The sequence below is a fragment of the Streptococcus marmotae genome (assembly GCF_001623565.1).
Lineage (GTDB): Bacteria > Bacillota > Bacilli > Lactobacillales > Streptococcaceae > Streptococcus > Streptococcus marmotae.
Map to the genome: position 1 here is coordinate 487,352 of NZ_CP015196.1, position 15,076 is coordinate 502,427.

At 42.7% G+C, this 15,076-nt stretch carries 12 protein-coding genes and 1 pseudogene; 1 reads left to right on the top strand and 12 read right to left on the bottom strand.

Annotation, left to right across the window (positions count from 1 at the left end; translation table 11 throughout):
• The 12 genes and pseudogenes from A4H00_RS02505 to A4H00_RS02560 form a co-directional block, all read right to left on the bottom strand.
• Positions 1-1,403, bottom strand: a pseudogene (locus tag A4H00_RS02505) (bifunctional Cof-type HAD-IIB family hydrolase/peptidylprolyl isomerase).
• Positions 1,404-1,432: 29 nt separating this feature from the next.
• Positions 1,433-2,077 carry a response regulator transcription factor gene (locus tag A4H00_RS02510; protein ID WP_067086890.1) on the bottom strand — a complete coding sequence of 215 codons (645 nt, stop codon included), beginning with the start codon at positions 2,075-2,077 and terminating at the stop codon, positions 1,433-1,435.
• Entirely contained in the window at positions 2,046-3,065 is a 1,020-nt protein-coding gene (locus tag A4H00_RS02515) for an envelope stress sensor histidine kinase LiaS (protein ID WP_067091396.1), read from the bottom strand. Before A4H00_RS02515 ends, A4H00_RS02510 begins: the two co-directional genes overlap by 32 nt.
• Entirely contained in the window at positions 3,065-3,760 is a 696-nt protein-coding gene (gene liaF / locus A4H00_RS02520) for a cell wall-active antibiotics response protein LiaF (protein ID WP_067086893.1), read from the bottom strand. Before liaF ends, A4H00_RS02515 begins: the two co-directional genes overlap by 1 nt.
• Positions 3,761-4,133: 373 nt before the next feature.
• Entirely contained in the window at positions 4,134-6,113 is a 1,980-nt protein-coding gene (gene pknB / locus A4H00_RS02525; protein WP_067086895.1) for a Stk1 family PASTA domain-containing Ser/Thr kinase, read from the bottom strand.
• Positions 6,113-6,850 (bottom strand): Stp1/IreP family PP2C-type Ser/Thr phosphatase, encoded by a 738-nt coding sequence (locus tag A4H00_RS02530; RefSeq protein WP_067086898.1) that lies wholly within the window; start codon positions 6,848-6,850, stop codon positions 6,113-6,115. The genes pknB and A4H00_RS02530 overlap by 1 nt, the downstream gene beginning before the upstream one ends.
• Positions 6,851-6,867: 17 nt before the next feature.
• The gene (rsmB, locus tag A4H00_RS02535; protein WP_067086901.1) at positions 6,868-8,178 is read right to left on the bottom strand and encodes a 16S rRNA (cytosine(967)-C(5))-methyltransferase RsmB; all 1,311 of its coding nucleotides are present in this window, start codon (positions 8,176-8,178) and stop codon (positions 6,868-6,870) included.
• Entirely contained in the window at positions 8,168-9,115 is a 948-nt protein-coding gene (gene fmt / locus A4H00_RS02540) for a methionyl-tRNA formyltransferase (RefSeq protein WP_067086903.1), read from the bottom strand. The genes rsmB and fmt overlap by 11 nt, the downstream gene beginning before the upstream one ends.
• A gap of 178 nt (positions 9,116-9,293) precedes the next feature.
• Positions 9,294-11,672 (bottom strand): primosomal protein N', encoded by a 2,379-nt coding sequence (locus A4H00_RS02545; protein WP_067086906.1) that lies wholly within the window; start codon positions 11,670-11,672, stop codon positions 9,294-9,296.
• An 82-nt stretch (positions 11,673-11,754) separates the two neighbouring features.
• Positions 11,755-12,069: a DNA-directed RNA polymerase subunit omega gene (rpoZ, locus tag A4H00_RS02550; protein WP_067086908.1), complete on the bottom strand. Its 315-nt coding sequence runs from the start codon at positions 12,067-12,069 to the stop codon at positions 11,755-11,757.
• A 16-nt stretch (positions 12,070-12,085) separates the two neighbouring features.
• Entirely contained in the window at positions 12,086-12,709 is a 624-nt protein-coding gene (gene gmk / locus A4H00_RS02555; RefSeq protein ID WP_309109427.1) for a guanylate kinase, read from the bottom strand.
• A 125-nt stretch (positions 12,710-12,834) separates the two neighbouring features.
• Entirely contained in the window at positions 12,835-14,448 is a 1,614-nt protein-coding gene (locus A4H00_RS02560) for a ribonuclease Y (protein ID WP_067086913.1), read from the bottom strand.
• A gap of 128 nt (positions 14,449-14,576) precedes the next feature.
• Here A4H00_RS02560 and A4H00_RS02565 point away from each other — a divergent pair, with 128 nt between their 5' ends.
• Positions 14,577-15,059, top strand: coding sequence for an S-ribosylhomocysteine lyase (locus A4H00_RS02565; protein WP_067086916.1), 483 nt, complete (start codon positions 14,577-14,579; stop codon positions 15,057-15,059).
• Positions 15,060-15,076: the final 17 nt, after the last annotated feature.

The window sequence follows — 15,076 nt, forward strand, 5'->3', positions numbered from 1 at the left end:
TTAATCCTCAATCTCGATTGTTTCGATGACGACGTCTTCCACAGGTTTATCCATCGCACCTGTTTCCACAGCCGCAATAGCATCTAAAACACCATAGGACGCTTCATCACGCAATTGACCAAAGACTGTATGACGTTGATCCAAATGTGGAGTCCCACCTTGTGTGGCATAAATTTCCGCAATCGGAGCTGGCCAGCCACCACGTTCTAATTCTTTTTTAGCATAGGGTAGGTTGGTGTTTTGCACGATGAAAAATTGACTGCCGTTGGTATTTGGCCCTGCATTAGCCATCGAAAGAGCTCCTCGAATATTGAAGACTTCCATGGAAAATTCATCTTCAAATGCTGCTCCATAAATCGACTCTCCGCCCATACCAGTGCCAGTCGGATCTCCACCTTGAATCATAAAATCTTTAATAATGCGGTGGAAAATGACACCATCATAGTAACCGTCTTTAGCAAGAGCTACAAAGTTAGCAACTGTTTTGGGGGCAATTTCCGGGAATAACTGAAGCTGCAACTCACCATGATTTGTCTTAATGGTAGCGCGCGTGCCCCTTTACGTTTTCTACATCTAATTGAGGGTAATATTTTTTCTTTTTCTACCAACCAAATTCCTCCAAAGGCATAAAAATACCATCTTCTTCTACTGTTTTTGTAAATATAATCTGCTTTTGATTCTAATTCTGGATGGGAAACTCCCATTGCAACACTAATCCCTGCATAGTCAAAGGCCTCTAGATCGTTTAATCCATCTCCAAAAACCATGACATTTTCCGGTTTTAAACCCAGATGTTCTACAACAGCTGCAATACCAGCTGCTTTTGAAGCATCTTTTAAAATAATATCAGACGAAATAGCATCCCAGCGAACACTCCGCATATTTTCCTGAAGGTCTGCAGGAAGTTCTACTTGCCTACCTTCTTGCTCAAAAGTCCACATTTGATAAATAGGATGAGCTTGATAAAAATCCGGATCTGTTTCAAGATTTTCATAAATAATGTCGATAGTCTTGCTAATGCGCTCATCTCGATGAGACAAGGTAGACTTATCTCTTCCCATCAGACCATAATCAATGCCCACTTCTTTTGTCCACTTAACAAAACGCTTAACAAGCTCCTCAGGGATAGCTTTTTGGCGGATAACCCTGCCTTTTGCATCCTCGACAAAACTCCCATTGATCATGGCATAATAGTCAGGTTTTAAAGCTTTTAGTTCTGGAACGACTCCATAAATCGCACGTCCAGATGCAATTCCAGTGAAAATCCCTTTCTTTTTCAGAGCTTGAAACACGTGCGTCAACGAGGCTGGAACGTACCCTGTATCTTTCACGCGCAAGGTATCGTCAATATCAAAGAAAATGAGTTTTATTTTCTTTGCTTTATATTTTAATTTTGCGTCCATAATTCTCCTTTTCTCCTCTGCTTATTATATCACGATTCCTGTTCTTGTGCTACCAGTCCATGCTGGAAGGCATAGACCACTGCTTGTGTTCGGTCACTAACAGCTAGTTTGGATAAAATGTTGGAGACATGGGTTTTCACCGTCTTTAAGGAGATAAAGGATTCATCGGCAATTCGTTGGTTATCGTAGCCTTTGGCCAATAAGGTCAATATCTCTTTTTCACGTGCTGTCAAACCATCATGCAAGGCAGGATGGCGTTTTTGGTACTCCATCTTCTTTTCAACTTCTGTTTCAATCGCCAATTCTCCCTGATAGACCTTCCGAATGGCACGGACAATTTCATCAGCGCTAGACGTTTTTAACATGTAACCCTTAGCACCCGCTTTTAAAACAGGATAAATTTTTTCGTTGTCTAAGTAGGAGGTCAATATCAAGACCACTGCTTCTTTCCATTCTTTCAGAATTTCCAAGGTCGCATCCACTCCTGATAGCTGAGGCATCACCAAGTCCATTACAATAATGTCTGGCCTTAGTTCTAAGGCCTTTGCAATTCCTTCTTGACCGTCGCTTGCTTCTGCAATGACCTCAATATCTGCTTGTAAATTTAAAAAACTTTTCAATCCTAGACGAACCATTTCATGGTCATCCACCAATAAGACTTGTATCTTGCTCATGTTCTTTTCCTTTCAATAATGGCACACGAATATCAATCGCAACGCCCTTATCAGGGGCCGTACGGATTTTTACCGTTCCTGCCATATCTTCTACCCGTTCTTGAATGTTTTGCAAACCGTAACTAACTTCTTGTTCATCACTGTTCACAAAGCCCACACCGTCATCCGTCATTTTTAATTGGACTTCATGTTCTGACTGGACAAGGTAAACATCCAGATGTTTTGCTTTGGAGTGGCGCAAGGTATTACTAATAATCTCCTGACCAATCCGGAAGAAATGTTCTTCAATCGCCGTTGGTAATGTGTCTACTTCATGGTGAAAATGGACAGCAATACTACTCTTATCACTGACTTCACGTAGAATCAGCTCGAACCCTTCAACTAAGTTTTTCCCATCAAGCTCGCTAGGACGTAAATGTAAAAGCAAGATTCGCAAGTCCCGCTGGGCTGTTTCAATTGTTTCTTTGACAATGCCAAGTTGCTGCTGCAGGGTCTCTGCTGGTAGCGTCTCTAAGCTACTCGACAAACCGGATAAAATCATACTGCTGGCAAATAATTCTTGGCTGACCGTATCATGCAAATCACGAGCAATTCTCCGACGTTCACCTTCAACAATTTCTTCTTTTTTGACCAAGTCCTGATTATCAATCAGTTGAACCTGACGTGTCAAACCGCGCACTTTTTCCGATAGTTGAAGCAGGAGTTGGTCATCCTCTGATGAGGTGCGAATATTTTTATTTTGGATAATCGCACGAATTTTCTGCCGCATGCTTTGGGTTGCAACAATGGCAATGGATTGGACTAAAACAACTAGGAAAAAAGTCAGGATAATAATCAACAGAATCACTGTAAAAATAAACTGCTCTGTCGACGTCCATAAAGAGATGTCCAATAAGGATTGGTGGAGTAAGGGAAATACAGCCGATAACACAACCAGAACAATCAAGGTTGCATACCAAGCTAGAAGAAGAATAGTCCCTTTTTTTATCATACGCGGACCACCTCCACATCACCAAATAGGCAATTGACGACCAGTTTCACCCGTTTATGGGAATCCTTGTAATAGGGACTAGCTATCGCAAAACTTTCATTGCGCAAATCCCAGTAAGACAAGCCTAGAAAATGGACACGACCGTAAATACTAGAAGCAGACAGTGAAACTTCTACATCAATTGGTACGATAATCTTTGTTTTTCCAAAGGTCTTGCGAACAACAACAATATTGTCCCGCCCAACTAGAACGGTTTCATCTAGATCTACCACATCATTACCAAACAAGCGAATCAAATTAATATCTTCAAAACCGTAGGAATCCTGAGAATGATTTTGACTTCCGAACCACTTGGTTTTTTCTTTTTTGGCTTCTAATGTCTGCTCATCGAGGATAATATGTGTATATTGATTTCGCTTTTCATAGCGCGAAAAGAAGTTAATAAACATATAGACAAGCATAAAAAGAACGCCAAGTAAAAAGTAGGGATTGAGGGCAAAAATCAGAAAGACTAACAAGATAGCACTACTCAAGAATACACTTGTGATTTGACGCCCTAAAGCATACCAAATCACCAGCAAAATCCCAGCAACGAGCAACATAGCCCTTGCCCTCTCACTTGCAAGTACATCAAAGCAAGCCAAGACAAAGAGAACACTTTCGACTAGTAAAAAAAACTGAACTTTTCTCATGGACGGATTCCTTTCTCTATTATTGTACCAAAATTTGCGTGAAAATCCTCCTTCTGGAGTAGGAAAAAGGAAGCAGGCAACTAACTACCTGACTTCCTTTACTGGTTATATTCTATAAAAATCAATATCTGACTAGGTTCCACAATTGAGAATTGTGGAAGGCTGGAAATAGAAAGAGTGCAACTCGCCCCTTGCAATTGAGAATTGTGGAAGGTGACAGATAAAACTAGCGTAGCTTATCTCCTAAAAACCACAGAGGTAATGGAGGTTAGCTGAGGGGTATTTCATAACCCTTATTTCCAACCTTCAACAGTCCGCCGGACTGTTGAAGCAAGGTGAATTAAGGGCGTCAGATGTTGATTTTTGACGAGTATTAGTGATTACTCGCTGTCTCTGTCGAACTAGTCGATGTTTCCGTACTAGCATGAGTAGTGGACGAGCTGTGTGTCGGTTGTTGCGCAGCTACGGAAACATACAAGGTGACGTTTCCATCGATCATATCACCTGCTGCAGGATATTGTCCGACCACTAAATCTCCGCTAGCGCTCACATAGCTCGTATCTTCAATCTTTTCAACTGTTACATTTAGCCCTAGACTTTGTAACTGTCTGCGTGCCTCGGCATAGCTGACTTTCAAGATACCAAAGTCTGGCATAATCGGAGCTGCACCCTTAGAAACAATGAGGTTTACTGTTGAGCCCTTAGCAATTTTTCCTCCCATTTCAGGGTCTGTTCGGATAACAGAGCCTTTAGGAACCGTATCGCTAAACTCTTCCATGGTTGTTCCAACAGAAAAACCTGCTTTTTTCAGCTCCTGCGTCACAGACTCTACGCTCTTACCAGCTAGGTTTCCTGGAATCGCAACCGCCTCCACTCCTTTTGAAACCGTCATAAGAACCTTGCTTCCTTTGGCTTTGGACGAGTTTGCTTTAGGATCTGTTTCGATTACATTCCCTTCTGGTACCTTGTCACTAAAGGCTTGCTTAATGTCAACCTCAAAACCCGCTGCTTCAAGGTCACTACGTGCCTTTTCAGCTGATTCTCCTGAAACATCTGGTACAGTTATCAACTCCTTAGTTGCTACAATAATATCAACTAAGTTTCCCTCAAGTTTTGAAGTATTCGCTGCGGGATTGGTCCGCAGAACTCTACCTTCTTCTACATCGGACGAGGCCTCCTCTATAATTGTCCCAACTTTCAATCCTGCTGTCTCAATTTTTTCTTGGGCAATTTCTACCGTTTCGCCTCTTACATCAGGAACCGTAACAGTTGCTGGAGTATTGTATAGTAGCGCCACAAATGCTGCAATCACAAGCAAAATAGCGCTTATCAGGACCTTGTACCGCATTCTCATCCGTCGCTTTACCTTAGAAAGCTTTTGAGGAGAGGAGTCCGTTTTCTCTACCTTTTTATGAGTTTTTTCAGGGGCTTTCTGACGCCTAGCTTCTGCAGAAGAAGTTAATTTTGGTAAGGATTTCGTATCGACTTTTCCCTCTTCCAAAGCGACCCGTTTCTCGTTTCTCCGGCTCGTTGAAAGGGTTGAAGCCAAGTCAGCATACATTTCTGCTACTGTTTTGTAGCGCTCATCTAACTTTTTTGCGGTTGCTTTTAGAACCACATTTTCCAAGGCTTGGGGTACCGCAGCATTTTCCGCTCTTACAGAAGGTAAAGCTTTTTGGAAATGTTGAAGCGCAATGGTCACGGCACTATCTCCATCATAAGGAATGTGACCTGTCAACATCTCAAATAGAATGATTCCCATCGCATAAATATCGCTTTGAACCGTGGCTTTTGACCCACGCGCTTGTTCTGGCGACAAATAATGAACAGACCCTAACATGGAATTGGTTTGAGTCAAACTCGTCTCCGCAAAGGCAACGGCAATCCCAAAGTCCGTCACTTTTGCTGTTCCATTTCTCGTCAAAAGAACATTCTGTGGCTTTAAATCACGGTGAACAATCCCACGTGTATGTGCCATTCGCATCGCTAATAGAATCTGCCCCATAATCCGTACTGCTTCGTCATTGGATAGGGGGGCATTTTCCTTGATATACCGCTTTAAATCGAGTCCATCAACATATTCCATAGCTAGATATTGCTGGCCGTCTTCTTCACCGATATCTGAGATGCGGACAATATTGAGATGATCCAAATCCGCCATGGCACGCGCTTCACGTTGAAAACGTTGAACTGCAATCTGATCGGTTTGATAATTGGTCCGAAGAACCTTAACCGCTACTTCTTCCCCATCTAATATGAGATCCTTTGCCAGATACACATCTGCCATACCACCACGGCCGATCTGACGAACGATCCGGTAGCGGTCGGCAAATATCTTTCCAATTTGAATCATTACCTCTCCTCCTCAGTAATATGGAGAAGAGCCACCGTAATATTATCTGTTCCTCCTGCATTATTGGCAAAACGAATCAGACTTTCCGCCTTGCTGTCTAAGGAGACATCACTTAAGATAATATCCCGAATATCTTCATTTGAAACCATATTGGTCAAGCCATCACTATTAATCAGTACGTAATCGCCTGCTTCAAGGGTCTTGATGGCAATGTCTGCTTCAACAGGTTCGCTTTGTCCAATAGACTGGGTAATAAAGTTCTTCTGAGGATGGTGCTTTGCTTCTTCTTCTGTCAATTGACCTGCTCGTACCAAGGCGCCAACTAAGGAGTGATCACTCGTTAACTGTTGGTATTCTTCACCACGAATCAAACCGATACGTGAATCCCCGACATGGGCGTACATCATTTGATTCTCAATGATAACAACTGCTTCTAAGGTTGTCCCCATGCCACGATATTCTTCAGACTGACCCAATTCGTGAATCTTTTGATTTTCTGCTTCCAAAATCGTCGCAAACCATTCCCGAACATCATTCAAGGTGTGAATTTGGGTGTCTACCCAGGAAATGCCCAAGTCTGTCGCTGCCATCTCACTAGCAATATGACCCGCTCTATGACCACCCATCCCATCTGCCAAGACAATCAAATCAATCCCTGCTCGGTTCTTATAACGATTAACATAGTCTTGATTATTGGTCCGTTTCTGACCTACATCTGTCAATAATGAAATTTCCATACGTCCATTTCCTCCTCTTACGATATTCGCTGGAATTGACTGATAAAGAATCCATCACTGCCATATAACTCTGGTGTGATGAGAATGCAGCCATCCTGTAAAATATCTCCTCTTTTATGTTCTAATGTTACTTGTTTAAAGTTAGGGTGTGTCGCTAAAAAGGTTTCCACGACTTCCCTGTTTTCCTCTGCTACAATTGTACAGGTGCTATAGGTTATTATACCACCTTTTCTAAGACTTTGACAAACATTGTCTAGTATCTCTAGTTGTATGCTTTGAAGCGCTGCAAAATCCGCTGTTGCCTTATTGTATTTGATGTCTGGTTTACGACGCAGCAGCCCAATACCAGAGCAAGGAGCATCCACCAAAATTTTGTCAAAGGCATCTGCACCAAATGCTTCAAAAACTTCTCTAGCGTCTAGCTTTTTCGTCATGACTTTATCCGCCACACCTAGTCGCTTAGCATTTTGCTCAATCAAGGCTAGTTTATGGTCGTACAAATCAAGAGCTGTCACTGTTCCCGTGGTCAAATACCTGGCAATATGCGTCGTCTTCCCTCCAGGAGCTGCACAAGCATCTAGCACCTCTTCGCCTCCTTGAAGAGCAAGGGTCGGGGCAACGAGTTGGCTACTTTCATCCTGAATCGTAATCCGTCCTTCCTGAAAGGCAGATGTCCCTGCAAAATGACCACTTGATTTGACCAAACCAACCGTTGACAAGAGAGATGTTTCTGCTCCTGTTTCTTGTTTTAGGACTTCTAAATCATCCGGATTTGTGACACGAACACTCGCTTTATTTCGCACCAATAAGCTCTCAAAAATCTTGACAGCCCGTTCTTCGCCGTATTCCTCTATCAGCTTTTTCACAAGCCAAACAGGCAAGGAATATTGAATGGACAAGCGTTTATTTTTCCGTTTAATGGTCGCAGGGTCTGGTAATTCCGTATCGATTAGTTTTCTTAAAATGGCATTCACAAATCGATCAGTCCCACGACTTTTTTTGGCCAGCTCGACCGCTTCGTTGACAATCGCGTGGTTGGGAATTTTATCCAAGTAGAGCATCTGATATAGGCTCATCATGAGCAGGTAATAGACCCAAGAATCCAGTTTATCTCGGTCCTCAATCACATGTGCCAGATACCATTCCAAGGTGATTTTCCGCATCACCGTCCCATAAACCAACTCCGTCACCAGTCCCTTATCTTTTTCGGATAAGTTCGATGAGGATAAGGCATGTTGGAGAGCCAAATTGGAATAGGCTCCTTCGTCAAAAACCTGTCCTAAAACCTTTAAAGCAAGCGATCGTGCTGTATCTTTTTTATTCACCAAATCGATCTCCTACTGCTAGTTTACGGCCAAATCCATTTAGAAAATCTGCAATTCCCATTTTAGGCTTGCCTGCTGGCTGAACTGTTTTTAGAGCAATAGCTCCCTGACCTGTCGCCACCACTAATTCCTTTTTACTAAGTGCAATGATTTCCCCTGGTCTTCCAGAACCTTCTACAAGCCTAGCTTCATAAATCTTGAAGCGTTCCCCCTTTAATAAGGTATGAGCTACCGGCCATGGGTACATTCCACGAATGTGATTAAAGATTTGTCGATTGGTCTTGGTCCAATCAAGTCGCTCTTCTTCTGGGCTAATATTGGGCGAAAAGGTCACTTGGCTTGGGTCTTGTGCTTCTGGTGTTAACTCTCCCGCTACATAAGCAGGAAGATTTTCGAGCAGTAAATCGCGACCCACAACTGCCAACTTCTCAAACAAGGTTCCGACATTGTCCTCGTCTGTAATTGGAATGGCACGCTTGGCAATCATATCCCCAGCATCCATTTCCTTGACCATCTCCATGAGGGTCACACCAGCCTCGCTCTCTCCATTGATAAGAGCATAATGAATCGGTGCTCCACCACGATATTTGGGAAGAAGAGAAGCGTGGACATTGACTGCAAAATGCACACTATTTAGTAGTTTAGTCGGTAAAAATTGCCCAAATGCTGCGGTGACAATGCCATCCGCACCTAGCGACATCAATGCGTCTAATTCTGGACTGCCAGCTAATTTTTCAGGTAATTTTTCTGGTTGGTAAACTGGTAGGTCATGTGCCAAGGCTACTTCTTTGACAGGTGTCATTCGAATTTCCTTTTTCCTGCCGACCGCACGATCTGGCTGGGTCACCACCGCTAGAATCTCATACTGGGCATCTCCTAACAAGCCTTTTAGCACTGTTGCTGAAAAATCAGGTGTCCCCATAAAAATCAATTTTGTCATTCACATACTCCCTTTCTTTGAAGAATTTTCTTAACCATCGATAGAATCCATTTTATTATACCATTTTTTAGACCAATTCCCTGTCTTAAAGCCTTTAAATATCGCGCTAAACAGCGGAAAATCACCAACTAGCCGACCTTGGCATAAGCTGCAAATCGAACAGGGCCACCACTTTCTCTTACATCATATTTTGAGGTTCATGGTCAATCGTCACCCGAAGGTCTTGGTTTTCCTTTTCCTGACTCCAGTCTAGTACACGATTTAACACTTGTGACAACTGCGGTTCTTTACGATATTTGACAATCATCTGATAGTGATACAAGTTATGGGTTCGGGCAATAGGCTTAGGAGTCGGACCAAGTAGCTGAATCTGGTCGCTCAAATTTTCCCTCAGTAATGTGAGGACCTCAAACGATTTTTTGACAACCATTTCTTCTGAACGATGCGACAAGGTCAAGCCAACCGTATAGTAGTAAGGCGGATAACCCAACGATCTGCGAACGCCCATTTCATACTGATAAAAACCCTCGTAATCCTGCTCTTTTGCAAAGGTAATCGCATAATGCTGCGGATTGTAGGTCTGAATGACAACTTCGCCTGCCTTGTCAGCTCGTCCCGCTCGTCCAGCTACCTGGGTGAGTAGTTGAAAGGTTCGCTCAGAAGAACGAAAGTCTGGTAAGTTCAAGGCTGTATCAGCATTTAAAACGCCTACTAAAGTCACATTTGGAAAATCCAACCCCTTGGCAATCATCTGTGTCCCTAGCAAAATATCTGCCTCACCACGGCCAAATGCGGTTAAAATTTTCTCGTGACTCCCTTTTTTCCGTGTCGTATCGACATCCATTCGCAAGATTTTTGCTTCTGGCAAAAGCTCTGCTAATTCATCGTAAGCCTTTTGGGTGCCTGTCCCATAATAGCGAATGGAACGACTTTGGCAATTTGGACAAAGACGTGGAATCTCTTTTTGATAGCCACAATAATGACAATTCATCGTTTTGGTATCCATATGAAGCGTCAGAGAAATATCACAGTTCGGACATTCATCTACCGTACCACAGTCTCGGCACATCACAAAAGACGAATACCCACGGCGATTAAGCATCAGGACAACCTGTTCTTTTTTGGCTAATTTTTCCTTGATTTTCTCTAGCAAGACCGGTGTCACATTGCTAGCTTCTTGCTGACCAATATAGTCTCGAAAATCAACAATTTCTACAGGCGGAATATGCGCTTGCGGATTGGCACGTTTCGTCAATAGTAACAGGCCATAGACCCCCTTACTAGCCCGTGCCCGACTCTCTAGACTAGGAGTAGCAGAACCAAGTACCAATACTGCACGATGATAGTCTGCTCGCAATTTGGCAACATCACGCGCATGGTAACGAGGATTGGAATCCTGCTTATAGGTTGCTTCATGCTCTTCATCAATGATAATCGCACCAATATTTTTCAACGGAGCAAAAATAGCTGACCGCGCCCCTACAACGACTTGGGCTTCACCACGCTCAATCTTTCGCCACTCATCATATTTTTCACCATCTGATAAACCCGAATGAAGAATAGCCACTTTTTGACCAAATCGTGCAATAAACCGATTGGTCATCTGTGGTGTCAGGGAAATCTCAGGCACTAGCATAATGGCTGTTTTCCCTTGCTTGAGGACATGATCAATCACCTGTAGATAGACCTCAGTCTTTCCACTTCCAGTCACTCCTTCTAGCAAATAGGTCCTGCTCGCTTGGCCAATTTCTGAAACAATCTCTCGCACAGCAATCGCCTGCTCACTATTTAACTGCAAAGCGGAGACAGCTTGTACCCCCTCAAAATAAGCCTTGGTACGACTGACTTCTTCTTCCCACACTTCAATCAAGCTATTATCTTGAAAAAATCGAATGATTTCCGCTGAGTAGCGTTCTCGCAAACGAGTCACCAAAGCAGGTTCTGCCTGTTCCAGTAATTCTTCCTTTAACGCCTGGCGCTTTTTAGCACGATTGCCTACATCAAAAGTACGCAACTTATCAAAGCAGACTCGATACCATTTTTCTGTCTTAACCTGCTTTTTATCCCTTGCTAAATAGTCTACTTGAATTTTCCCAGATTGGACCAAGCGCATGACCCGTGCCTGTTTTTTTATATCCAAATCCGAGAAATGCACGCTCGTTTTGCCCCCAAAAATCGCTTGCCTATCCGTGTCTGAAAGCCCCACTCCTTGGGAAATCACTTTGTCATAAGAGGAATTAAGCAGATTGGGTAGCATGGCCTTTAGGAGAGAAATTTTATAGGAAAAAACTGTTTTTCGCAATTCATCAGCTAACCATAACTGCTCCGCATGTAGTACGGGCGAAAAATCCAGTACTTCTACAATATCCTTCGTTTCAGTATCTGTATCTTCCGCAAAACCAACGACAATTCCTTGAATCAGGCGATTTCCTCTCCCGAAAGGAACATGAACCCGCATCCCTACCTCTATCATCGCTTCAAACTCTTCCGGAATCCGATAGGTATAGGGACGATCTGTCTGCATCAAAGGGACATCGACAATAACTTCTGCAAACATCCTTACTCCTTTCTACTACTCAATCATTTAACGAGTGAAAAATGAAAATAAACTCAGTTGGAATGCCAACCGAGTCTTTCCTTTACATCTTGTCGCCTTCTTCTTTCTCTTTGGCGATTTGTTCTTTAATCTTACGTTCTTCTTCTTCTTGGCGAAGACGTTCTTCTTCTGCACGACGGCGAACTGCTTCTCGTTTTGCTTCTGGATCTGGATGGATAACCACATTTCCAGATTCAATTTCTTCCAAGGCACGAAGCGTTGACTTAATAGAAGTAAATTCTTGTGTTGCTTTTGCTCCTGCTTCTAATTCATGAGCACGCTTTGCCTCTAAGATAACCAATGAATACTTTGAAGGTACCTTGTCCAACAATGTATCAATCGAAGGTTTTAACATCATATCTCTTACCTAATTTCTAATTTTTTATCTCTTTTAGCATGTCTTGGTAATGACCAATCACACGATCAACACGGAAATGCTCCGCCTCAATCACCCGCTTGACACGCTCTGCCGCTAATGGCACTTCATCATTGACAATCGCATAGTCATATTCACGCATCAGAGCAATTTCTTCTTTTGCTTTTTCAATCCGTTGGGCAATCACTTCTGCACTATCTGTACCACGACCAACTAGACGATCTTGTAATTCATCCAAATCTGGTGGAGTTAAGAAGATAAAGACCGCATCAGGCACCTTCTTTTTCACCTGCAAAGCCCCTTGGACTTCAATTTCAAGGAAGACATCAATACCCTTGTCCAGTGTTTCATTGACATAGGTCAGTGGCGTACCGTAGTAATTTCCCACATATTCTGCATATTCTAGCATTTGTCCTTGACGAATCAAATCTTCAAACTCTTCACGTGTTCTAAAGAAATAATCTACTCCATCTACCTCACCTGGGCGCTGAGGACGAGTTGTCATTGAAACAGAATACTGAAATTTATTTTCTGAGCTTTCAAAAATCTCACGTCGAACCGTTCCTTTACCAACCCCAGAAGGTCCTGAAAAAACGATTAACAAGCCACGATCTGCCATCATATCTCCTTCATAATCTTTCTCTTTAGTGTATCAAAAATCCCATCCTTTTTCAACTGCTTTTCTTTATCTTCTCAAATAAAATCATATAGAAAAGATTAGCTCCTACAAACTAATCTTTCTGATTCTTATTTAGCAACTTCCGTTGCGCGTGTTTCACGGATAACCGTTACCTTGATATTACCTGGGTAATCGAGATTGTTTTCAATCTTTTCACGAATATCATGGGCCAAAATGGTAATCTTATCATCATTGACAATCTTTGGATGAACAATGATGCGAATCTCACGACCGGCCTGAATCGCATAGGCTTGCTTGATTCCTTTAAAGCTGTTAGCAATTTCTTCCAAATCTTGGAGACGTTTCACATAGGCTTCCATCGACTCACGACGTGAACCTGGTCGGGCTGCACTGAGGGCATCTGCCGCTGCAACAATCACTGCAATCGTGCTAGTCGCTTCCACATCACCGTGGTGACTCGCAATCGCATTGATCACTACTGGATGCTCCTTATACTTACGAGCTAGTTCTGTCCCAATCTCAACGTGGCTACCATCCACCTCACGGTCAATAGCCTTCCCGATATCATGCAAGAAACCTGCACGGCGAGCCATATTGACATTCTCACCGAGTTCTGCCGCAAGTACACCAGCTAATTTAGCTACTTCAATCGAATGGCGTAGTACATTCTGTCCATAAGATGTGCGGAAATGCAAACGTCCCATGATCTTAATCAAATCCGGATGAAGGTTTGGTGCACCAATCTCGTATGCTGCTGCCTCACCATATTCCCGAATGCGATTGTCCATCTCAACACGATGCTTTTCAACCAATTCTTCGATACGAGCTGGATGAATCCGCCCATCTTGCAACAAGGCCTCCATAGTCATGCGAGCAATTTCTCGACGGATTGGGTCAAATCCAGACAAGACAACTACTTCTGGTGTATCATCAATAATTACATCAATCCCTGTCAGACTTTCAAACGTTCGGATATTTCGCCCTTCACGTCCGATAATCCGCCCCTTCATCGTATCGTCTGGCAAATGAACAGATGTAATGGTTTGTTCTGTTACGTATTCACCAGAAATTCGTTGCATCGCTTGGGCCAACAGGTCTTTGGCTGTCTTATCAGCCCGTTCTTTGACTTCGCGCTCTGCTTCTTTTATGCGAGTGGCAATTTCATGGGTCATCTTATCGCGTGTATCCGTTAAGATTAACTCACGTGCTTCTTCCTGAGTGAGCGAGGCTACTCGTTCTAATTCGATAGCCTTTTGCTCTTCTAATTTTGAGACCTCTTCTTCGCGCTCTTCAATGTGTTTAGACTTATCTGTAAGAGATTGCTCCTTTTGCTCCAAAGCTTTTTCTTTACTTGTTAAATTATCGTCTTTACGGTCCAAGCTACTTGCACGTTCTGTCAAGCGCGCTTCCGTTTGTTTCAATTCTTGTCGTTCCGACTTAAATTCTTCCGCAATTTCTTCACGATATTTTCGAGCGTCTTCTTTCGCTTCTAAAAGCAATTCTTTTTTCAAGGTTTGACGGTCGCGTTCCGCAACAATCATCAACTGTTCTGCCTCTTGCTCAGCTTTTCCTCGAATATTACTTGCTTCTTGTTCAGCGTTTAAAAGTGTTAATTCTGCAGCTTCTTTTGCAGTTTTCATTTTTAAAGAAATCGCTAGATAACCAATAACTAAACCAATGAGAGCGGAAATAAGGGCAACAACAATGGATACTGTTGACATTTTTCCACCTCTTTTTTTATTTATTTTTAGATTAAAAATCTTCTTTCATTCTACCATATTTTTATTCATTTCACAATGTCCAAGTCAAAAATATGTTATAATCATTTTAAAACAAAAGGAGGACTGTTATGACCAAAGAAGTTCTGGTTGAAAGTTTTGAATTGGACCATACCATCGTGAAAGCACCTTATATCCGCATGATTTCAGAAGAAACGGGACCTAAAGGAGATGTCATTTCAAATTATGATATCCGTCTTGTCCAACCAAATGAAGATGCGATTCCTACTGCTGGTCTCCATACCATTGAGCACTTACTGGCTCTTCTCATCCGAAAACGAATGGACGGGTTGATTGATTGCTCGCCATTCGGCTGTCGGACAGGCTTTCATATGATTATGTGGGGGACTCATTCTACCACAGAAATTGCAAAAGTCATCAAATCTTGCTTGGAAGAAATTGCAGAAGTAACTACTTGGAAAGATGTACCTGGCACAACCATCGAATCCTGCGGCAACTACAAGGACCATAGCCTCTTTTCTGCCAAAGAATGGGCTAAACTAATCCTAGCTCAAGGCATTTCCGATGATCCATTTGAACGAAATCCGGTTTAATAACGTTAAAAAGAAAG

What these genes read in the sequence shown, in the direction of transcription:
- A4H00_RS02510 (WP_067086890.1), bottom strand. Translation starts at nt 2,077, where the DNA reads ATGAGCAAGATACAAGTCTTATTGGTGGATGACCATGAAATGGTTCGT.
- A4H00_RS02545 (WP_067086906.1), bottom strand. Translation starts at nt 11,672, where the DNA reads ATGTTTGCAGAAGTTATTGTCGATGTCCCTTTGATGCAGACAGATCGT.
- fmt (WP_067086903.1), bottom strand. Translation starts at nt 9,115, where the DNA reads ATGACAAAATTGATTTTTATGGGGACACCTGATTTTTCAGCAACAGTG.
- liaF (WP_067086893.1), bottom strand. Translation starts at nt 3,760, where the DNA reads ATGAGAAAAGTTCAGTTTTTTTTACTAGTCGAAAGTGTTCTCTTTGTC.
- A4H00_RS02565 (WP_067086916.1), top strand. Translation starts at nt 14,577, where the DNA reads ATGACCAAAGAAGTTCTGGTTGAAAGTTTTGAATTGGACCATACCATC.
- A4H00_RS02530 (WP_067086898.1), bottom strand. Translation starts at nt 6,850, where the DNA reads ATGGAAATTTCATTATTGACAGATGTAGGTCAGAAACGGACCAATAAT.
- A4H00_RS02560 (WP_067086913.1), bottom strand. Translation starts at nt 14,448, where the DNA reads ATGTCAACAGTATCCATTGTTGTTGCCCTTATTTCCGCTCTCATTGGT.
- rpoZ (WP_067086908.1), bottom strand. Translation starts at nt 12,069, where the DNA reads ATGATGTTAAAACCTTCGATTGATACATTGTTGGACAAGGTACCTTCA.
- gmk (WP_309109427.1), bottom strand. Translation starts at nt 12,709, where the DNA reads ATGATGGCAGATCGTGGCTTGTTAATCGTTTTTTCAGGACCTTCTGGG.
- pknB (WP_067086895.1), bottom strand. Translation starts at nt 6,113, where the DNA reads ATGATTCAAATTGGAAAGATATTTGCCGACCGCTACCGGATCGTTCGT.